Here is a 19422-nt window from a genome sequence, read left to right on the forward strand (position 1 = left end):
AAAATTGAGATAAATTGTCATATATAACAATTAACTCCCCGTTGGTGCCCGTATGAATTTATCTCTTCGCCCCTTATTATTTTCCTCTGCTTTTGCTCTGAGCTTGAATGCATTCGCTGAGCCAGGTGAAAATACCTATAAACAGGTTTGCGCTGCATGCCATGGCTCTGGCGTTTTAAATGCCCCCAAGTTTGGTGACAAGACCAAGTGGGCTCCATTGATTGCCGAGGGTCAAGTGACTCTCACAGCGCATGCTTATGTCGGCGTAAGGCAGATGCCTGCTAAAGGGGGTAATCCGAATATGACAATTGAAACGTTTTCTGATGCCGTAGCCTACATGGCTAATAAAGCAGGTGGTAACTGGAAGACGCCTGACGCAAAAACCCTTGCAGCAATTAATAAAGAAATCGAATCCCGTAAGGCCGGCTTAAATACAAAACAGTAGATGCATGAATTTACTGCCACATCAGATTGAGATCATTGGCTACTGCGCTGCATTTTTGACGACGATTTCTTTTCTGCCCCAGGCCATTCAATCCTGGCGCACCCGAGATCTCTCTGGAATCTCGCTGGGCATGTATAGCTTATTTACTGTAGGCGTTGGCTTATGGCTTATCTATGGCCTCATTATTGAAAAGTGGCCTTTGATCTTGGCCAATGCCTTGACCTTCGCCTTAGCTCTCAGCATTTTGCTGCTCAAACTCCGAAGTAGCAGTCATAAATGACATTGACTCAAGTAATGTCATAATTAATTCACACAATAATTATTAAAAATCAGACATTCATCAGAAAGGCTATTTATGAGCACTGCATACGTTATTGATCCGCCAATCGTTCCATCACTTCCTGTAGTGGGTGACACCCATCGTTTCGCTGTGAACCGTATTTATTGCGTTGGTCGCAATTATGCTGATCACGCGCGTGAGATGGGCCATGATCCTGGTCGTGAGCCGCCATTCTTTTTCATGAAGCCAGCTAACTCAATCGTAGCTGATGGTAAAGATATGCAATATCCAAACCTATCGAATGATGTTCATCATGAAATCGAGATGGTCGTTGCTATCGGTAAAGGTGGCGCTAATATTCCAGCGGATAAAGCCCTAGAGCATGTTTATGGTTATGGTGTGGGTCTAGATATGACTCGTCGTGATCTGCAGGGCGAGGCCAAGAAAATGGGGCGCCCTTGGGATACCGGTAAAGCGTTTGATCAATCCGCTCCTTGTGCAGCAATCACCCCAGCAGCGAAATGTGGACATCCTAATAAAGGTACGGTCAAACTATTGGTCAATGGTGAAGTGCGCCAAGAGGGTGACTTAAACCAATTGATTTGGAATGTTCCTGACACCATTGCTTGCCTATCGACTTTATTCACCCTCGAGCCGGGTGATTTGATTATGTCTGGTACACCTGCAGGTGTTGGTCCTGTGAAAAAGGGTGATGTGCTTGAGGGAAGCGTCGAAGGTCTGACGCCGCTCAAAATTAAGATTGTTTAATGCGCACAAATATTCTTAGATGGCTACTTGCCAATCCATTTTGGCGAGCGTCCTTCAAGGAAGGCGTTAACCCCTTCTTTGAAGTCGAGGCTGTTGTAGGCCTCTCTCATGAGTTCAGTGCAATCCGGTAAATTACTTTCCATTAGGCGAGCTAAAGTCACTTTACTTGCCTTCTGAGTAATCGGGGCAAGCGATGCTAATTTGATTGCCAAGGATTCCGTTGCTTCCGCAATAGCCTCAGGAGTGGCAGTTTGATACAGATAGCCTGAATTCAGTAATTCGGGTGCCTTGATCAGTTCAGCAGTAAGCAACATCCGTTTCACCATCGGCACACCTAAATGATTAGCAATCCAAGATAGGTTGCTCGGCGATAAGCAGTTGCCTAAAGTCTTTGCTACTGGAATACCAAAGCGCGCATCTTCAGTCGATATTCTGAAGTCACATGCGGTGGCGATGAGTAACCCACTGCCAACGGCCAAGCCTTCGATTAGTGCAATGGTTGGAATAGGCAAGTGTTGTAAAGAGTGAAAAATCGCATCTACCGCAACTTCATATGCTTCATTCTCTTGAAGATCTACAAATTGCTGGATGTCGCTACCCGATACAAAGACCTTATCTCCAGCACCCCTAAATATCGCCACCCTGATTTCTGACTTACTCGCCAAGCCATCGCAAATGCGTTTGAGTTCTTCATACATCGGCCAGGTCAAGGCATTACGTGCGGCGGGATTATTAAAGGCAATGCGGGCAATGGGTCCATCGAGTTGGAAGTCGATGCAGGGTGGGGCGGAGTTCATGATTCCATTCTATACAAAAGACCCTTTAAACCACTTGTTTTTCGCTTCTAGAACGACCTGCGCTAGAATTCATTTATGTACATGTTCCTACCTTTCCTGACAGCCTTTATCGGTCTCGTCCTTGTTTGGTTTGAGAAGCGTCTGGCTGGTTTAGTGATGCTTGCTATTACCCTTGGCATCCTCATGTTCTGGTTTCGCATTCATGCGACTGACCACCTCAAGATCAGTCTGTAACGAACGTGAGTAAACATTCCTTTCCTTCATTAGCTGCCCTTGGCAATCAACTGGCTCTAGTTGCGATTATTGGCATGTTGTCTTATGCCTTTGTTGATCAACTCTATTTTGGTGAGTTACCTTGCCCGTTGTGCTTAATCCAACGCATGGGTTTTGTGATCATCGGTTTTGCACTAGTTCTCAATATTCGTTTTGGTGCGCATTCTTCTCACTACGGTTGGGGCATTATTGGCGGCTTAACGGGGATGATGGTTTCCTTACGCCAAGTTTTCTTGCATATTCTTCCGGGCGACAAGGGATTTGGAAAAACGTTTCTCGAGTTGCATTTTTATACTTGGGTCTATCTAGGTTACGTTGGCTTGTTGGCTGGTCTTGCTATTCTTTTGATGCTGCCTAATCGTGACGTGCGTTCACACTCAGTGTTTGCAAATACATTAATCATTCTATTTATTGTTCTCGTCTTTGCTAACCTGGCTTCCACGCTTTTGGAATGCGGCATTGGCCCCTGCGCTGATGATCCCATTAAATATGACGGATGGATCTTGTTGCGCACTCGTTTTGGTTTTTAAGTCAGCATGAGTGATCTCAAGCCGGTCAACTCTAGGGTGGTTAAGGGCCTGGCAGTTTTACTGGTTTGCTTAGGCCTCGCCAATACTGCTCAATCTCAAACTGGCAAACCCAATACCGTTTGGCCTAAACAAGCGATTCGGATTGTGGTGACATTCACTCCTGGTGGAGCCCCCGATATTTTGGCGCGCGTATTAGCTGAGAGTTGGCAACAAAGTTTAGGTGTACCGGTTCTCGTAGAAAACCGTCCAGGCTATGGCGGCAATATCGGGGCTGACCTTGTGGCGAAGAGCGAGCCAGATGGCTACACACTCCTCATTGGCACAGTAGGTATCCATGCCATCAACGGTGCACTTTATGACAAGATGTCCTTTCATCCGATTAATGATTTCACGCCCATTAGTTTCTTGGCGAGCACTCCTAATGTATTGGTAGTCAATGAGAAGTTAGGCGTGAGTAATTTGCATGAGCTGATTGAACTGGCTAAAGCCAAACCCAATGAACTTACTTTCGGATCTTCTGGTGTCGGCACTTCCTTGCACATGTCTGGTGAACTGTTTAAGGAAATGACTGGTGTACAGATTCGGCATATTCCCTACAAAGGCAGAGCCCAATCTTTACCTGATCTTATTGGTGGCCGGATTTCCATGCTCTTCGATAACCTGTCATCATCACTCCCTCTGATCAAGGCGGGAGAGGTGCAGGCTTTGGCAGTCACTACCTTAAAACGCTCTCCAGCAGATCCGGAGATTCCGACCATGGCAGAGCAAGGTTTGCCTGGATTTGAGGCAACCTCATGGTTCTCGCTCATGGCGCCAGCAAATCTTCCTCCGGCTCTACAAAAACGTTTAAATAATTTGACTCGCCAAACCCTCAACCGGTCTGATGTCAGAAAAAAGTTACTGGCTAGCGGCTTAGATCCGGCTCCAGGGAGCCCACAAGAGCTTTCCAAGTTGATTCAAGCTGAGACCAGTAAATGGGGTAGAGTGATTTACAAATCAGGCGCAAAATTAGAGTAATCAGTCTAAAAGCTAAAGTAATAAATATTCCAATAAAAGCCCAATTCTTGTCAGCCTGGATTTGGGTGAAGCGTTAAAGGTAGTAGGAGGCGACCAATTAATGGGGTCCATTATGAAAACAAGCCAAAAGCAATACAACTCAGTTGTGTCTAAAGCGGTTCTGACGCTCTTTGCAGCAGCAGGCCTATTTACCCTTGCTCCGGTAGCAGCTCAAGCGGGTAATGTGGGTTGGGCTGTTTCTGTTGGGGGCGGTTACGGCGGCGGCTATGGTGGCGGTTGGCGCCCAGCAGCTTACGGTCCTGGTTGGGGTGGTGGCTGGGGTCCAGGTTGGCGTGGCGGATATTACGGCGCTGGCTATGGCTATCCCTTTGGGGCTGGCTACTATGCTCCACCCGTGGTTTACTCAAGTCCACCGGTAGTTACTTATGCAGCACCACAGAAACCAATGGTTTTGGCTTCCCAGCCTCAGCCTCCAGTTTGGTATTACTGTGAAGCGAGTGGGCAGTATTTCCCATATGTGCAAAGTTGCGCATCTGGATGGCAGACTCAGCCAGCAATGCCGCCATCTGGCAATGTATCGACACGGCAACGTAGCCACAATTAAATAGTTATCCGATTTAAGGAATCAATATGAAACGTACTGTACTGACATTGGCGCTCATCAGCTCTTTAGCTGCGTGCGTCTCTGCGCCAACGGGCCCAACTGTTGCGATCATGCCGCGTGAGGGCAAGCCTTTTGAAGTCTTCCAGCAAGAAGATCAACAGTGTCGTGAGTTCGCTGCAAATGCGATTAAGGATGCTAGTAATGCAGCCCTCAAAGAGGGTGCGACCAGTGCAGCCATTGGCGCTGCTTTAGGTGCGGCTGCTGGTGCAGTGATTCAGGGCGGTAGTAGCCAGAACATTGGCACTGGCGCAGGTATTGGTTTGCTTGGCGGCGCCGCTTTAGGTGCCATGAACTCCTCTGGCAAGCAAAATCAGGGGCAGGTTCAATACAACATCGCCTATCAGCAGTGCATGTATTCCAAAGGCAATCAGGTGCCTAGCTATCCAACTCAAAACTTTGGTGGCAGTAAAAACAATGGATACAACATTCCACAAGGCAAGCCATCAATGCCTCCCAATGGATTTAAACCTATTCAGTAAATCTGATTGCTGGAATTAAATCTCGACTAGACCTCAACCGGCGGATGCGTTTTCTCAAAACGCGCCGCTGTTTTTCTAAAGAGGTAGAGCAAAAGCAGTGCAGCTAATCCTAAGCTCATGCTGTTGCCAGCCCAAAAGCCATTAGCGCCTTGTAAAAAGTCTGGCGTATTGCCAAAGACATTGAACCCCATCAAGTAGCCGCCACCCAAGCCTACACCCCACAGTGAACCTGCGTAAATCAACATCGGCCAGAAGGCGATGCGATACGCGCGCAGAATAAATGCCGCAGTAATCTGCAGGGCATCAAACACTTGATAAAAAGCGATAAACAAAAATAGCGGAATCGAAAATACTTTGACTTCTGCGGGGGGGTCATAGAGGTCTAAAAGTTGAACTCGGAAGATCCACACTGCAATACCAATAGTGATGCACAAGGTGGTGGTGAAGAAGACTGATGACCAACCAATCTCTTCGGCCCGTTCTTGCTTATTAGCTCCAATCGATTGAGAGACTAATGTCATGGTTGCAATGGAGAGGGATAAGGGGACCATGTAAATTACCGTTCCCATATTCGCCACAATTTGGTGGCCAGCCAAAGCAGTAGTGCCAAGGCGTGCAATGAAGAGCGACATAAAGGTGAAGGACGTTACTTCAATTAAGTAGCTAAAACCAATAGGTGCGCCTAATTTCAGTAGAGTCCAGATGCGATGCCAGTCTGGCCAGCTAAAACGCGCGAAGATCTTAAATGGCCTATAGAAGCTATCAAAGAGCACAAAGCTCAGCGTGATGATGAGCCAAAACCAATTGATGATGACGGTAGCCACAGCACAGCCTGGACCACCCATACCTTCAATACCAAGACCGCCATAAATGAATAGAAGATTGAGTGGTAGCTTTAAACCCAGGCCAATCAGCTGCACTACGGTAATTACTGCTGGCCTTGAAACAGCATTGTGCAGCGCCATCAGTACACGCATTGCCATGCTGGCAGGTAAACCAATAGCCAAGATGTTGAGATACAACTTAGCCTTGCCTTCAATATCAGGCGTGACTTGAGATATTTGGAGTAGCTGATCAGCATTGAGCAAAATGGCGCCACCCAATAAGGTCAGGCCTACCGCTAGCCAAGTGGCCTGACGCACTTCTTCACCGATCTCACCAAAACGCTTGGCACCAAAGAGTTGTCCAGCAATTGGGGCTAGGGCAGAGATTACGCCAGTCAGACCAACATAGATACTGATAAAAATGGCGGAGGCCATTGCAAGAGCAGCCAAGTCATCAGCGGAGTAGCGCGCTGTCATGGCGGTATCCAAAACGCCAAAAGTAATCACTGCCAGCTGACCAATCAACAATGGTCCAGCAAGTTTTAATAGAGAGGGAATATCCTTGCGCAGACGCGATAACTTAAAGTGCAACACGTTTTATTCTTTACCAGCGGGGGTAATTTGATAGAGGCGCAGACGCTCATCACGGTCAGATGCCCGGCGATCTTCCCAAAGCAATTCAATTTGCTTTTTATTAAGGCTAGCGTATGCCTTGGCTTCTAAAGAGCTATGGGTCAGCATGAGATTGCAGCTAGGATCATCACGCAAAGGCAGTTTGGTGAAGTAGCTAAATGAAGCTAGCTGTGCAGAACCCAGATTGCTGGTATCAATACACCCTGGTGTGTTGGCAATAATTTGCACCAGACGATCAGAAACATAGCGATAGGTCTTTGCATAATTAATGGTTGGCAACCACAGTGTCATTAACAGCACCCACATCAAGGTAGTGCCAGAAGCAGAGATGATGAGACAACGCCAGATTTCTTTTGGAGCGCGTGAAGTTCTCCAGCGCACAATCGCTAACCAGATGCCGGTAATAATGAGGGCAACAACAAAACCAAAGTAGTCAAACTGCGCCTGAAAGCCTGGTAAGAGTCTCGCCAAATTGGCAGCAGTGGATTCTGGGAAGCCGGTTACTTTAGCTAACCAAATAATCCAAATAGCCAAAGCGATCATGGTGAAGCTAAACATCGCAAACCAATCGATGAAGCTAATGAGACTACGTTTGAGAATCGGTAAACTAAATGCGGCAATGATCGATAGGCTTGGAATCAAAATGATCAGGTCATGTTCATTGGCTTCTAGTCTGAACAGGGCATAAATTAAGCAACCAATAAACAAGCTAAGCGGAATGCAGAGATGAGGAGCGCGCCATTGACCTGCTTCTTTGACTCGACCCCAATGGGCGAGGGAGATGATGGCCAATGGCCAAACTGGCCAGGCATAAGCCCAGAAGTTAACGCTCAAAAACCCGAGGGATTCAATAGAAGGCGTTGCGCGCATCTCTGGCATATTGCTCCAGCCTTCTTCGGCGATATGACGCCACTCTGGAGTGAGGTTGCCCAAATACCAAAGCGCAGGCCAAATCGCAAAACCAATGAGGCCTAAAACCGTACTAGTCAAAGTCCAGCGAAAACGTAACTTCGCATTACTAGCAATGACTGCAATGATGGTGGAGCTGACGATGATGAGGCTGAGTGTGAGATTGCTCGAAAGCGCAGCGATCGCAATGCCCAGGCCAGTCCATAAACCACCTTGCCATGGTTTATCCAGGCCACGCACTGTGCCGTACAAGACAATGCTGATGCCCATGAGTTGCGCCATCATGGGCGTAGTCTCATGCGCGCGTTGTGCAAGGCCGACGCAGGCCAAGAAAATCAATAGCGCACCATCGGCTAAAGTCATGCCATAGTTTTTACGACCTGGCTGACCACCAACTGCTAAGACCATGGGTTGAACTTCTTGACGACGTCCTAATAGGTAGGTCGCATACCAAATGGCCAATGCAGAAGCGAAGAAGCAAACTGCTGCATAAAGGCGTGCAGCATTAGCCGCTCCAATCAATGGACCAAATAGATCCATTAGGGTGGCACCTAGCCAGTAAGGAAAGGGTGAGCCAAGTGAGATGTCGCGCCCAGCTAGATGCGGAACAATCCAATCAAGTGCTTTGCCATGTTGCAAAGTCCACATGCCACCAAAACCGATGGCATCTTCATTCTTCCAGGGATCACGCGCAAAGAGGCCAGCAAAACCATAGACCAAGGTCAATGCAAAAATAATGATGCGTGGGATGGAGGTGGTGGCGGCGGCGGTGAGTTTAACCATAAAAAACTAGCAATAAAAAAGGCAGCAAACGCTGCCTTGATTATCTCGCAGGGGGGGTGAATAGTGAATATCCAAACCCCAGCCCCTTTGTAGAGTAAGCCTATTACTTCTTCTTAGCTGGCTTTTCAGCAGCTTTAGCTTCTGCAGCAGCAGCTTTTTTCTCAGCTGTTTTTGCAGCGCCATCACCAGTTGCCTTAGCAACAGCTTTGGTGCCGAACTTCTGACGGAATTTCTCAACACGACCGGCAGTATCCATAATCTTCTGGGTACCAGTGTAGAAAGGGTGTGACTCAGATGAAGTCTCGATCTTGGCCAATGGATATTCATTGCCATCTTCCCACTTGATTGTCTCTTTAGTAGACATAGTGGAGCGAGTCTTGAAGCTGAAGTTATTAGAAACGTCTACAAAGACGATTTCACGATATTCGGGGTGAATGCCAGGTTTCATTATTAAGTCCTATTAGCAGGCAGCCGTTCGGGTCCTAAGACCTAAATACTTACCCAAGTTAAATGCAAATTATTAAAGCGGTAAAGGCGAAATTATGCCATGAAATCAACAACAAAGCGCACTTTTACCTACTCTGAGAGCCTAAATTAGCCACCCTTACGCATTAAATCGAAGAATTCACCGTTATTTTTGGTGGATTTGAGCTTATCAACGATAAAGTTCATCGCCTCAATATCGTCCATATCGGCCAATAATTTACGCAATACCCAGATTTTCTGGAGGTTTTCAGCTTTAACCAGCAACTCTTCACGGCGGGTGCCGGACTTGTTAAGGTTAATTGAAGGGTAAACACGACGCTCAGCCAAACGACGCTCAAGGTGCACTTCCATATTGCCGGTACCTTTGAACTCTTCGTAGATGAGGTCATCCATGCGGCTACCAGTCTCAATCAAGGCAGTGGCGATGATGGTGAGTGAGCCACCTTCTTCGACGTTACGTGCAGCACCGAAGAAACGTTTTGGACGTTGTAATGCGTTGGCATCCACACCACCAGAGAGTACTTTTCCGGATGAGGGGATAACGGTGTTGTAAGCGCGCGCAAGACGGGTAATGGAGTCAAGCAAGATGATGACGTCTTTTTTCATCTCAACTAAACGCTTAGCCTTTTCAATCACCATCTCGGCAACCTGAACGTGACGCACAGCTGGCTCATCAAATGTAGAGGCAACTACTTCACCGCGTACAGAGCGCTGCATTTCAGTAACTTCTTCAGGGCGCTCATCAACTAACAATACGATCAAGATTGCATCTGGATTGTTTGCGGAAATCGCATGGGCGATGTGCTGCATCATCACGGTCTTACCGGATTTAGGTGAAGACACGATCAAGCCACGCTGGCCATAGCCAATCGGGGAGATCATGTCGATGATGCGGCCAGTTAAATTCTCTTCAGCTTTGATGTCACGCTCTAACTGAATGACGCGATTCGGATGCAAAGGCGTTAAGTTCTCGAACATGATGCGGTTCTTCAGGGCCTCAGGGGCCAAACCGTTGATCTTGTCTACCTTAACCAATGCAAAGTAACGCTCACCATCTTTAGGAGTGCGAACCTCACCTTCAACGCTGTCACCGGTGTGCAGGTTAAAGCGGCGGATCTGTGCAGGGGAGATATAGATATCGTCCGGAGAAGCCATGTAAGAGGCATCCGGGGAGCGCAAGAAACCAAAGCCATCGGGCAGCACTTCCAAAGTACCGTCACCGAAAACAGATTCACCTTCCTTGGCGCGCTTCTTGAGAATGGCAAACATCAACTCTTGTTTGCGCATACGTTGGGTATTTTCAATCTCCAGGCTGGCTGCCATTTCAAGCAGGGCGGATACGTGGAGTACTTTGAGTTCAGATAATTGCATGTGGTTCTCGGGTGTAGATAAGGATATAGATTTGTTTTGGGGTATCGCTGTCTAGATGGGCATCAGACAGATTGGGAAAACAGAATTTGGGGGGATTTGCTAAAAAAGAAGGGGAGGGGAAAAATACTAGAAATCGGGGCACTGAAAGTGCGTTGAAGTAGATACTACACTAAAAAACAGCTGAAAACCACAGGCTCACCCAGTGAGCCTGTGATCGACGATTATTTACAGATGACTATCAATAAATGCAGTCAACTGGGATTTGGCCAAAGCGCCTACTTTTTGAGCAGCAACAGTACCGTTCTTAAAGAGGATCAATGTCGGGATGCCGCGAATATTGAACTGGGCAGGAACGCCTTGGTTCTCATCCACGTTCATCTTAGCGATTTGGATCTTGTCACCGTATTCGCCAGCAAGCTCTTCCAAAATAGGACCAATCATCTTGCAAGGACCGCACCACTCAGCCCAGAAGTCCAGGAGAACAGGTTTATCGGACTTGAGAACGTCTTGCTCGAAAGAAGCGTCAGTTACATATTTGATGCCGGCACTCATGAAAATTCCTTAATTAGTCTTATTTAGTTTTATATAGTGATTGCGCTACAACGCTTATATTAGCAATAAGCCACACTTTCTGCCTAAATTCTAAAAATCGCTCACAAACTAGCCCCAAAGCCAGCCCCAGAACAACTGTCCATGCCGCACCCATTCCCAATCCTAAGCGAGCAAAAGCAGCCACATGCTTGGGCAATAGCCCCTGATGCCAGCGCCCTGAAGTCGCTCGCCGAGGGTGTTTGGAATTGTGCGAAGCAAACAAACGAGCGTCCCCTAGTGGTGCTGAGTACTGCAGGCCCATTAATGGGGGTGAGAGCCGCCCTAGAAAAGTGCCGACCCAAAGACCTGCCAAGCCATATTGCCTTCCTGCCCCAAGTCATGAGCTTTAACGATTGGCTAGAGGCAGCACCAGGCGCATGGAAATTCCCCCAGAAGCAAACCGATCTAGAGCGTTGGTTATCGGTTTATGCGACTCTGCGCAAACATCAGCAATTACAAACCTGGTTTAAAGCAGAAACTGAGGCGGGGTCGTGGGGATTGGCCCAGGCCATCATTGCAGCTTGCGACACCTTATCTAATTCCATAGCGCCCAGTCTTCAGCAAGAGCTGCATCAGCTGATATCAAATCAAGAAGAGCTTATTAATCAAAATGCGCAATCTTGGATTGAGACACTTGAACCATTATTGGATCGCACTATTGGGCAGGCATACCCAGCACTTGCTAGAAAAGTGGTGGATCAAGAAGCGCAAGTGCTGCTGACATTCTGGAGATACATCACCAGCCCAAGCGATCCCGCATTCAGAAAGCAATTTGCTATGGCTGCCCATCTTGAGGCTGCCAAGAACGTTGCACAAGCAAATGGAGGGTCTTTAAATGCAAGACCTTTAATTTGGGTGGAGACGGCAGATCCAACGCCAATTGATAAGCAGCTTATTCAAGGATATTTAGCGGACTATGCGCAGTACGCCTCAGCAGTTGAGGTGACGATGAACTGGGAATCCGTTGCACTCTGGGCAGAAGCATTAAGCCCCCAGATGCCTGAGGAGCAAAGGCAAAAAACCATTCAAACTAATATCAGCAATGCGCACCCAGAGCGTTGGGATCTCATTGCCGCCAATCGATTTGAAGAGTTGGCTTGGGCAACCGCTAAAACCATTGAGCAGCAACTGATCGATGGAAAAACCAATATCGCTTTGGTAGCCCAAGATCGTCTTGTTGCCAGAAGGGCGCGTGCATTACTGGCGCGTCTTGGACCATCTCTCAAAATTCAGGATGAAACTGGTTGGAAGCTGTCCACTACCAGAGCAGCAGCAGCGCTCAATAGCTGGCTCGAGTTATTGCGTGCGCCGACAGAGGGGCCGAGTGCGGCCGACCTATTGGAGTTTTTGCAAAACCCATTCTTAGATCTTGGAAAGTGTCTGAACTCCAATAGCTCTCGTGATGCAGAGTCCTTAAATGGATTGGTGGCGCAGCTCGAAGATATGTTGATTGCCAGTCAAGCTAAATCCGGCTGGGAAACGTTTCATATGGCGATCGAGGGATCGGTCGCGCATGGCTCCGCTGCGCCTAATCCGCTTTTGCTAGAGCTGCTGCAATCCATTCGTGGTCGGCTGAATCGTTGGCGTGGAGTCAAGATTAATTGCGCTCTTGCACATGAGTACCTCATGGATGATCTTGCTTTCATGGGAATGATTCAGGGATTAGAAACAGACTCCGCTGGTACGCAGTTGCTTGAGCTGCTGGAAACATTTGATTTTAATGAAGAGCATCAGAAGATCTCCATGCGCCTCAATGAATGGTTGAGTTTATTAAAGACGGTAATTGAAGAATCTTCTTACCAAGAGAAGGGCATTAGTGCGGCAGCTACCCTGAGCATCTTGCCATTGAGCTCCACCCGCTTTAGAGAATTTGAATCCATAGTGATGGTGGGTTGTGATGAACAGCAACTACCTGCATTTTCTGAGCCCCCATTATTTTTCTCGGATACCCTGAATCGACTCTTGGGTGGATCCAGTATTGAGGCCCAGTTTATTCAGCAGGCGCGTGATTTATCTCAATTGTTGATTTCATTCCCCAGTGTCGATCTCCTTTGGCAAAGCAAGAGCAAGAGCGGGGAGCCACTACGACCATCTGCCTGGATTCAGCGCCTTCAAATTGATTTACCCAATTGGCAGGCAGAAAATGCCAGCGCCTTGTTCGCACCTCGCAGTGGCACGGCAGCCCCATCGCAAATGGCGATCGCAACACTAGACGCAGATCTACCAATGCCGGTATCGATGAGTCCGAGTGCTTACAAAGCATTGCGTGACTGTCCTTATCGCTACTACGTCCGTAGTTTGCTGGGCCTACGTAAGCTCAAAGGTTTTGAGGAGGGCTTTGATGCTTCACTAGCCGGTCAAACTTTGCACAAGATCTTGCGTAATTTCTATCACGCCATGAAAAGCGAGGCGCAAAAAACCACCGCATCAATCACCGTCGATCCAGAATTACGCCGCGCTTGGATGCAAGATCAGCTCACACTGATCTCCGAGCAGGTCTTTAAGCGTTTAATTGAAGGTGACGCCAGAGTCTTAGGTGTCTTAAGGGATTGGCAAAAACAAATCCCAAGTTTTATTCAGTGGCAGTTAGATCGTGAGTCCCAGGGTTGGCAGTTTTACGATGCCGAAGTGAAGGTCGGGTTTGATCTGCCGTTTACGGATGTGGATGGCAGCGAGCGTCATATTCGTATTGAAGGTTATGCAGACCGGTTTGATGTCAGCATCCATGATCACAAAACTGCATCAGTCATTGACTATAAGAATCAGAGCTTGACCAAGGTAAAGCGGCGCTCCGAAGTGGTATTGGATGACCCACAGCTATTAATCTATGCCAGAGCCTCTAATGAGAGCAAGAAGATCCCTGGGTACGCAGTCAATGCAGCTGAGTGGGTTGCTTTGAAGGCTGAAGTGAAAAATGATAGTGATGAGGCTGAGCGTTCAGTAGTTATCGCAGAGATGCCAGAGCTCATGCAAGAATTTTCTGAGCAAATCACTGAGGATGTGCAATCACTCTGGTCTGGCAGGCCTCTCAAGGCATTTGCACCCGATAGCGTTTGCCAGTATTGCGAAGCTAGGGGTATTTGCAGAAAGGGGATGTGGTGAGTATCTCTACTTTCCCGGTCAATATTGCTTGTGATCCCAATCGCTCGGTGATCGTATCCGCATGCGCAGGTAGCGGAAAAACTTGGTTATTAGTCGCCCGTATGGCCCGCCTGCTTTTGGCTGGTGCTAAGCCGCAAGAGATCCTCGCGCTCACATTTACACGCAAAGCAGCGCAAGAGATGCGTGATCGCCTCTATCGTTTACTAGAGGAGTTTTCTCAATCGAATGATGAGCAGCTCATTGGGCATTTAACTGAACGTGGCCTGAGTGCTGATGAGGCGAAGGCATTGCTGCCTACTGCCAAGTCTCTTTACGCCAAAGTGCTGGCAAGTCCACAAGGTATTGTGATTGATACCTTCCATGGCTGGTTTGGCAGACTCTTAGGTGCAGCGCCAATCTCAGCCGGTATACAGCCAGGCTTTAGCTTGCGAGAAGACGCAAAGCGTTTACAAGACGAGTGCCTGGATGACTGGTGGAGTAATTTACCCGAAGGCATTCAGGCGCATTACGACACTTTGCTACAGACACTTGGCGCAAGTGAGACTCAAAAATTCTTAATGAGCAATTACAGTCTCTTTAAACAAAGAGGGGCTTGGACATTCTTCTCGCAAACATGTAAAGCTCATGGCACTACCCCTATTGAGAAACTGAAAACGGATTTATCGAGGCTGAAGATTGGCAATCCGCTCAATGGAGTTTGGAATGCCATCAATGCCAAAGCAGATTTAGAGTTTTTACATCGCTGCTTTAGTAATAGTAGTGCTACTGAAATAGCCTACGCACCCGCCATTCAGATGGCAATCGACCTCAAGGCTAGCGGGGGCGATGTAATGGAGATCGTTGCAGCATTGCAGTCCGTATTTTTGACTCAAGACGATACCAATCGCACCTCGAATGACAAAGCCGCAGGTGATCTCAAGAAATATCTTAAAAAAGAGGGTGAGCTAGATCGTGAACAAGAGCATGTGACTTATAAGCAAGCTTGGGCAACTGCTTTCTTAGAATTTGTTGCTTGGAATAAAGAGCAAGAAGCCTTCGTACTAAATGAAGCTTGGTTTGCAATGAGTGCTGCAATGATGGATCGCGTGAACGCAACTAAAGAGTCCATGCGTGTCCGTGACTTTGATGATCTGGAGATCGGCGTCAGCCAATTAATGGCGGACTCTGCTAATGCAGCCTACTTACAGTCAAGACTAGATGCAAAGTACAGGCATATTTTGGTGGATGAATTCCAGGACACCAATCCCTTGCAGTGGCAAATTCTGCGGGCATGGCTAGAAGGTTATGGTCAGGATGAATCTAAGCCTACCGTCTTTATCGTAGGGGATCCTAAGCAATCGATTTACCGATTCCGCCGAGCTGACCCGAGATTATTTAATGATGCAGAGGCTTTCTTAATACAAGAGATGCGGGCGGCCTCATTAAATCAAAACACCACCCGCCGTAATGCACCGAAAATCAATGAAGCAGTCAATCAGATCTTTGCTATTGAGCAATTGCCTGAGTCATATCCATTCACTAAGCAAAACACCTTATGGCAAGCGCCAGCAGGAGATTCTGACAACCCACCACACTCAAGCGAGGGCGAAGCCTATTTATTGCCTTTGGTGACATACGAAGCCGAAGAGTTGGAGCAAAGAGCGGGCAATGCTTTTGAGGAAGCGATTGTGGATGCGCGACAAACTGCTGACATCACTCAGCGCTACGTTGAGGGTCAGCAGGTCAGCGCATTGATACAGCACCTCATTCAGACGCGCGCTGTAGTTGATCGCGTGAATGGTAAAGAGGTCTGGCGCAAGGCTAGGGAGAGCGATTTCTTATTGTTGGTTAAACGCCGCAAGCATCTTCCACAGTTTGAGCGCGCACTTCGTGAGGCGGGCTTAGCATTTGAGAGCTCAAGACTTGGTGGTTTACTCAATACTTTAGAGATTGACGATCTGATAGCGCTCTTAACTGTCTTGGTGACGCCGCGTCACGATTTACCGCTCGCACAGGTATTGAGAAGTCCGATCTTTACATTTACCGAAAGCCAAATGCAGGGTCTTAGCAAGGCAATGGCATTAGATCAATATCGGTCTTGGTGGGATGCTTTGCAAGATAGTCCAGATACAGGCTTGATGCAGGCAGCGCGTTATTTAGAGCATTGGCGCATGCTGGGTGAGCGCCTGCCAGTACATGACTTGCTAGATCGCATTTATCAAGAGAGCGATTTGCGTATCAAATATGCGAGTGCCGCTCAAGAGATTGCCCGCGCACAGGTCTTGGCAAATCTCGATGCCTTCCTCGAGTTAGCGCTCAACCAAGATGGCGGCCGTTACCCAAGTTTGGGTCGCTTTATTGAGGAGATCAACACCATTCGACGTGGCGATGATAATGAGACGCCAGATGAGGGCGATGTTGAGGTAGAAGCAGATCTCGTAGAGCTGGATGAAGGGAATGAGTTATCCGAGGAGGATAAAAACAAGCGCGTGCGCATGATGACAATTCATGGAGCAAAGGGCTTGGAGTCGCCATTTGTAATCATGCTTGATGCTAATCACACCGAAGGCAATGTGGATCATCGCGGTGTCTTATTGGATTGGCCGCCCGAGAGCGAGAGTCCTAGCCATTTGTCGATGTACACCTTGGGCACCTTAACCAATCCTCGTAGCGAAGTGCGTGAACGCGAATTGCTGATTGGTAAGAATGAGAACTGGAATCTGCTCTACGTGGCAATGACCAGAGCAAAGCAGGGTCTTTGGATTAGTGGTGTAGCAAAAGCACCCACCGCGAAGAATCCTATCGGCTTGGATGAGAAGTCTTGGTATGGCAGGGCGATGCTAGGCCAGTTGGCCATTCTGGAAGATCAAGCTATAGAACAAAAAATCACAAGCCCATCGACTGCAACTCAGAAGGCGGTAAACCCAAATGATTTCATGATGGATGACTTTGAGGTTTCCTGGGGTGCAGCTAAAGTGAGTCACGAGCAGCAACTTAAAGATATTGAAAGTGGCGTGACTCTTGAAGCCTTCCAGGACGATGGCGGCGCGCCAGATAACTCCAAAATATTGGAAGAGGGTGTGCACTTTCATCAACTGCTAGAGCATCTCACTCTACAGACTGGGGCAGCAAAACCAGAGGCGATGAGTGCAGAGCAAATAGCTCGCTGGCTTGGCATTAGCAATGAATCAGCAAGTAAAGCGCTAGACCAGGCAACTACTGTTCTCAACACGCAGGAGCTCCAGTCATACCTCACTACAAATCAGTGGGTGCAAGCCTGGAACGAGGTTGACATTGTGAGCCTGGATGGCAAGAGCTTCCGCTTGGATCGCTTAGTAGAGTTTGACGATCACTTGGCTATTCTTGATTACAAACTCACTATCCCCGAAGGGGGTAGCGAAGCACACAACAAATACCGTGCGCAACTGAATAACTACAAACAAGAGCTGGCCAGAATACGTCCGGACAAGTCTGCAAAGGCTTTTTTAATCTCCGCCAAGGGTGAGATTCGGGAAATTGCTTAATTTGCTGACTTTTTGATCTGAGAGCTTGTTTCGACCGCGAACTACAGTATGTTTAACTGCTTCCCACTCTTCATCGGTGAATGGAATGCAGTCTGGATCTGCCATCGCTGCTTTTGTGATCGCGGCATCTTCTTCCGCAGTGGGTCTAATGATTCGTTTCATGCGATTAGGATGGCCAATTCCAAGCTTTACCCCCTTGAAATACACCCTAAAGACCCTATATAAGTAGGGAATAGCAAAAATCCCCAAACTGGGGATAATGAAATTCGCACGAAACATCCTACAAGGAGTCATGATGACAATTCGTAAATTAATTAATTTATTCGTTGGCGTATTCGCGGCAGCGGTACTGCTAACTAGCAACGCAGCATTTGCTGAGGCAACTTTGCCTGAGGTATATCAAGCCGCGCAATCTGGGCAGATGGCCAAAGCCGATGCCATGATGAAAGAGGTTCTTCAGAATCATCCCAATAGTGCCAAGGCACATTATGTAGCTGCTGAGCTATACCTTAAAGAAGGTAAGTTAGAGGCAGCGCGCAATCATTTCATCAAAGCGCAAAACTTAGCTCCTGGTTTGCCTTTTGCTCAACCTGAGTCCGTGCAAAAACTCCAAGTGCAATTGGCTAGCACTCAAATTGCACCTGCTGCCAGTCAGACATCTATTTTCAGCAATCCACTCTTCTGGGGTTTGATCGCGATCTTGGTAGTCGGCGTTGTGATTGTGATGAAGCGTCGTAAGGCAGAAGCAGTACAGGTCTACAACGCGCCAAGCGCTGGTTTTCCTGGAACTCCAGGCGGCCCTGCTGGTTACCCTGGTGGTCCTGGATATCCTGGCGCCCCAGCCGGTGGCATGGGAAGTGGCTTGATGGGTAGCTTAGCTACTGGTGCCGCATTGGGTGCCGGCATGTACGCTGGCCAAGCATTAGCAAGTAACCTCATGGGTGGGCGCGATGGCGGTCACTCCAATGCAGATCACAATGCCAACTCCAACATGAACCAAGTAGGTGGCCCAGCATCCTTAGATCCAAACTTTGGTGTGCGTGATGCCAGCTCTTGGGATGATGGCAGCGTAAGTTCATGGGATGACAGTGGTGGTGGCGATTTCATGAGTGACGTTTAATTCGCTCTTAATTTAGCAATTCATATAAGAAAGTATTTATGGCAATTTCCATGTACCAAGCATCGGTTCCCCAGTTAAAGAAAATGCTGGTCAACCTGACTACTATTTTGACGAAGGCTGAAGAGCATGCAATCGCAAAAGGAATCGATGGCAAGGTCTTGGTAGAGGCGCGCTTATTTCCGGATATGCTTCCTTTAGCCAAGCAAGTACAAATTGCTTGCGATCAAGTGAAGCTTGGATTGGCACGTTTGGCTAGTGTTGAGGCGCCTAAATTTGACGATACCGAAAGCACGCTGGCTCAATTAAAAGAGCGCATCGCCAAAACAATTGCCTTTATGGACAGTGTTAAGCCTGAGCAGATTGACGGTACAGAAGCAAAAGAGATCAAGTTCTCGATTAAAGAGTGGAGTTTTGAGTTTGTAGGTGAGCAATATGTACTGACTTGGATCATCCCAAACTTCTATTTCCATGTCACGACTACTTACAACATCTTGCGTCACAACGGTGTTGAGCTCGGCAAAGCGGATTATCTCGGCTGATGCGTGTAATAGAGATCATCGAAGTAGGGCATGCCTGGCTATATCGGGCAAGTATCTACACCTCGAATGCGTTCTTGGATGATCCAGCTATCCTGGCGTTTGCCTTTTGTTAGTAAGCTAAACCGCCAAATGAACTGACCCACAAAAGTTGGACAGTTTGATTAGGTTAGCACGAGGGATGGAGTTCGGTATTGCACCGGACTTAATCCCTTTAGCTTTTCTTTGATTCGATCGTGGTTGTAGTAGTGGATGTATTCCTTAAGTTCAACCTTAAAAGATTGGACGCTGTCAAACTTCTTTTGGTAGAA

General features: G+C 47.8%; 20 protein-coding genes. 12 read left to right on the forward strand and 8 right to left on the reverse strand.

Going from position 1 to position 19422, the window contains the following annotated elements; genetic code table 11:
• Positions 1-52 precede the first annotated feature (52 nt).
• From ACIQZ3_RS07225 to ACIQZ3_RS07235, 3 genes are all read left to right on the forward strand, one after another.
• The gene (locus ACIQZ3_RS07225; RefSeq protein ID WP_397391725.1) at positions 53-445 is read left to right on the forward strand and encodes a c-type cytochrome; all 393 of its coding nucleotides are present in this window, start codon (positions 53-55) and stop codon (positions 443-445) included.
• A 4-nt stretch (positions 446-449) separates the two neighbouring features.
• Entirely contained in the window at positions 450-725 is a 276-nt protein-coding gene (locus tag ACIQZ3_RS07230) for a SemiSWEET transporter (protein WP_397391727.1), read from the forward strand.
• Between the two features lie 75 nt (positions 726-800).
• The gene (locus tag ACIQZ3_RS07235; protein WP_397391729.1) at positions 801-1493 is read left to right on the forward strand and encodes a fumarylacetoacetate hydrolase family protein; all 693 of its coding nucleotides are present in this window, start codon (positions 801-803) and stop codon (positions 1491-1493) included.
• Positions 1494-1516: 23 nt separating this feature from the next.
• On the opposite strand, the gene ACIQZ3_RS07240 is transcribed toward ACIQZ3_RS07235, so the two are convergent.
• Complete coding sequence (locus ACIQZ3_RS07240; protein WP_397391731.1) at positions 1517-2290, reverse strand: enoyl-CoA hydratase/isomerase family protein; 774 nt, start codon at positions 2288-2290, stop codon at positions 1517-1519.
• 75 nt (positions 2291-2365) lie between these two features.
• Here ACIQZ3_RS07240 and ACIQZ3_RS07245 point away from each other — a divergent pair, with 75 nt between their 5' ends.
• From ACIQZ3_RS07245 to ACIQZ3_RS07265, 5 genes are all read left to right on the forward strand, one after another.
• Positions 2366-2524 carry a DUF5993 family protein gene (locus tag ACIQZ3_RS07245; RefSeq protein ID WP_397391733.1) on the forward strand — a complete coding sequence of 53 codons (159 nt, stop codon included), beginning with the start codon at positions 2366-2368 and terminating at the stop codon, positions 2522-2524.
• A gap of 5 nt (positions 2525-2529) precedes the next feature.
• Positions 2530-3093 carry a disulfide bond formation protein B gene (locus ACIQZ3_RS07250; protein WP_397391736.1) on the forward strand — a complete coding sequence of 188 codons (564 nt, stop codon included), beginning with the start codon at positions 2530-2532 and terminating at the stop codon, positions 3091-3093.
• Positions 3094-3099: 6 nt separating this feature from the next.
• Positions 3100-4110 (forward strand): Bug family tripartite tricarboxylate transporter substrate binding protein, encoded by a 1011-nt coding sequence (locus ACIQZ3_RS07255; protein WP_397391738.1) that lies wholly within the window; start codon positions 3100-3102, stop codon positions 4108-4110.
• A gap of 112 nt (positions 4111-4222) precedes the next feature.
• Positions 4223-4714 (forward strand): hypothetical protein, encoded by a 492-nt coding sequence (locus ACIQZ3_RS07260; protein WP_397391740.1) that lies wholly within the window; start codon positions 4223-4225, stop codon positions 4712-4714.
• A gap of 26 nt (positions 4715-4740) precedes the next feature.
• Positions 4741-5253, forward strand: coding sequence for a hypothetical protein (locus ACIQZ3_RS07265; RefSeq protein WP_397391743.1), 513 nt, complete (start codon positions 4741-4743; stop codon positions 5251-5253).
• A gap of 26 nt (positions 5254-5279) precedes the next feature.
• On the opposite strand, the gene ACIQZ3_RS07270 is transcribed toward ACIQZ3_RS07265, so the two are convergent.
• The 5 genes from ACIQZ3_RS07270 to trxA form a co-directional block, all read right to left on the reverse strand.
• Positions 5280-6671, reverse strand: coding sequence for an MATE family efflux transporter (locus tag ACIQZ3_RS07270; protein ID WP_397391746.1), 1392 nt, complete (start codon positions 6669-6671; stop codon positions 5280-5282).
• A 3-nt stretch (positions 6672-6674) separates the two neighbouring features.
• Complete coding sequence (locus ACIQZ3_RS07275) at positions 6675-8402, reverse strand: ArnT family glycosyltransferase (RefSeq protein WP_397391748.1); 1728 nt, start codon at positions 8400-8402, stop codon at positions 6675-6677.
• Positions 8403-8505: 103 nt separating this feature from the next.
• Complete coding sequence (locus tag ACIQZ3_RS07280; RefSeq protein WP_015421284.1) at positions 8506-8850, reverse strand: type B 50S ribosomal protein L31; 345 nt, start codon at positions 8848-8850, stop codon at positions 8506-8508.
• A 146-nt stretch (positions 8851-8996) separates the two neighbouring features.
• Positions 8997-10259, reverse strand: a complete 1263-nt coding sequence (gene rho / locus ACIQZ3_RS07285) for a transcription termination factor Rho (RefSeq protein ID WP_046330324.1) — start codon at positions 10257-10259, stop codon at positions 8997-8999.
• Positions 10260-10484: 225 nt separating this feature from the next.
• Positions 10485-10811 (reverse strand): thioredoxin TrxA, encoded by a 327-nt coding sequence (gene trxA, locus ACIQZ3_RS07290; RefSeq protein WP_062309025.1) that lies wholly within the window; start codon positions 10809-10811, stop codon positions 10485-10487.
• Positions 10812-10952: 141 nt separating this feature from the next.
• Here trxA and ACIQZ3_RS07295 point away from each other — a divergent pair, with 141 nt between their 5' ends.
• On the forward strand, positions 10953-13952 hold the full coding sequence (locus tag ACIQZ3_RS07295) for a PD-(D/E)XK nuclease family protein (protein WP_397391750.1): 3000 nt from the start codon (positions 10953-10955) through the stop codon (positions 13950-13952).
• Positions 13949-17455, forward strand: coding sequence for a UvrD-helicase domain-containing protein (locus ACIQZ3_RS07300; protein ID WP_397391752.1), 3507 nt, complete (start codon positions 13949-13951; stop codon positions 17453-17455). The genes ACIQZ3_RS07295 and ACIQZ3_RS07300 overlap by 4 nt, the downstream gene beginning before the upstream one ends.
• On the opposite strand, the gene ACIQZ3_RS07305 is transcribed toward ACIQZ3_RS07300, so the two are convergent.
• Entirely contained in the window at positions 17417-17617 is a 201-nt protein-coding gene (locus ACIQZ3_RS07305) for a hypothetical protein (RefSeq protein ID WP_397391754.1), read from the reverse strand. The genes ACIQZ3_RS07300 and ACIQZ3_RS07305 overlap by 39 nt on opposite strands.
• Positions 17618-17750: 133 nt before the next feature.
• Between ACIQZ3_RS07305 and ACIQZ3_RS07310 the strand changes: the two genes are divergently transcribed.
• Positions 17751-18575, forward strand: coding sequence for a tetratricopeptide repeat protein (locus ACIQZ3_RS07310; protein WP_397391756.1), 825 nt, complete (start codon positions 17751-17753; stop codon positions 18573-18575).
• Positions 18576-18613: 38 nt separating this feature from the next.
• Positions 18614-19114, forward strand: coding sequence for a DUF1993 family protein (locus ACIQZ3_RS07315; protein ID WP_397391758.1), 501 nt, complete (start codon positions 18614-18616; stop codon positions 19112-19114).
• Positions 19115-19275: 161 nt separating this feature from the next.
• Here ACIQZ3_RS07315 and ACIQZ3_RS07320 read toward each other — a convergent pair.
• On the reverse strand, positions 19276-19422 hold a 147-nt coding region (locus tag ACIQZ3_RS07320; protein ID WP_397391763.1), incomplete at its 5' end, for an IS3 family transposase.

Source organism: Polynucleobacter sp. (assembly GCF_044342855.1).
Taxonomy (GTDB): Bacteria; Pseudomonadota; Gammaproteobacteria; order Burkholderiales; family Burkholderiaceae; genus Polynucleobacter.

Excerpts from the sequence above, each read along its gene's own strand:
- ACIQZ3_RS07225 (WP_397391725.1), top strand. The coding sequence starts at position 53 with ATGAATTTATCTCTTCGCCCCTTATTATTTTCCTCTGCTTTTGCTCTG.
- ACIQZ3_RS07230 (WP_397391727.1), top strand. The coding sequence starts at position 450 with ATGAATTTACTGCCACATCAGATTGAGATCATTGGCTACTGCGCTGCA.
- ACIQZ3_RS07235 (WP_397391729.1), top strand. The coding sequence starts at position 801 with ATGAGCACTGCATACGTTATTGATCCGCCAATCGTTCCATCACTTCCT.
- ACIQZ3_RS07240 (WP_397391731.1), bottom strand. The coding sequence starts at position 2,290 with ATGAACTCCGCCCCACCCTGCATCGACTTCCAACTCGATGGACCCATT.
- ACIQZ3_RS07245 (WP_397391733.1), top strand. The coding sequence starts at position 2,366 with ATGTACATGTTCCTACCTTTCCTGACAGCCTTTATCGGTCTCGTCCTT.
- ACIQZ3_RS07255 (WP_397391738.1), top strand. The coding sequence starts at position 3,100 with ATGAGTGATCTCAAGCCGGTCAACTCTAGGGTGGTTAAGGGCCTGGCA.
- ACIQZ3_RS07260 (WP_397391740.1), top strand. The coding sequence starts at position 4,223 with ATGAAAACAAGCCAAAAGCAATACAACTCAGTTGTGTCTAAAGCGGTT.
- ACIQZ3_RS07265 (WP_397391743.1), top strand. The coding sequence starts at position 4,741 with ATGAAACGTACTGTACTGACATTGGCGCTCATCAGCTCTTTAGCTGCG.
- ACIQZ3_RS07275 (WP_397391748.1), bottom strand. The coding sequence starts at position 8,402 with ATGGTTAAACTCACCGCCGCCGCCACCACCTCCATCCCACGCATCATT.
- ACIQZ3_RS07280 (WP_015421284.1), bottom strand. The coding sequence starts at position 8,850 with ATGAAACCTGGCATTCACCCCGAATATCGTGAAATCGTCTTTGTAGAC.
- rho (WP_046330324.1), bottom strand. The coding sequence starts at position 10,259 with ATGCAATTATCTGAACTCAAAGTACTCCACGTATCCGCCCTGCTTGAA.
- trxA (WP_062309025.1), bottom strand. The coding sequence starts at position 10,811 with ATGAGTGCCGGCATCAAATATGTAACTGACGCTTCTTTCGAGCAAGAC.
- ACIQZ3_RS07295 (WP_397391750.1), top strand. The coding sequence starts at position 10,953 with ATGCCGCACCCATTCCCAATCCTAAGCGAGCAAAAGCAGCCACATGCT.
- ACIQZ3_RS07305 (WP_397391754.1), bottom strand. The coding sequence starts at position 17,617 with ATGAAACGAATCATTAGACCCACTGCGGAAGAAGATGCCGCGATCACA.
- ACIQZ3_RS07310 (WP_397391756.1), top strand. The coding sequence starts at position 17,751 with ATGACAATTCGTAAATTAATTAATTTATTCGTTGGCGTATTCGCGGCA.
- ACIQZ3_RS07315 (WP_397391758.1), top strand. The coding sequence starts at position 18,614 with ATGGCAATTTCCATGTACCAAGCATCGGTTCCCCAGTTAAAGAAAATG.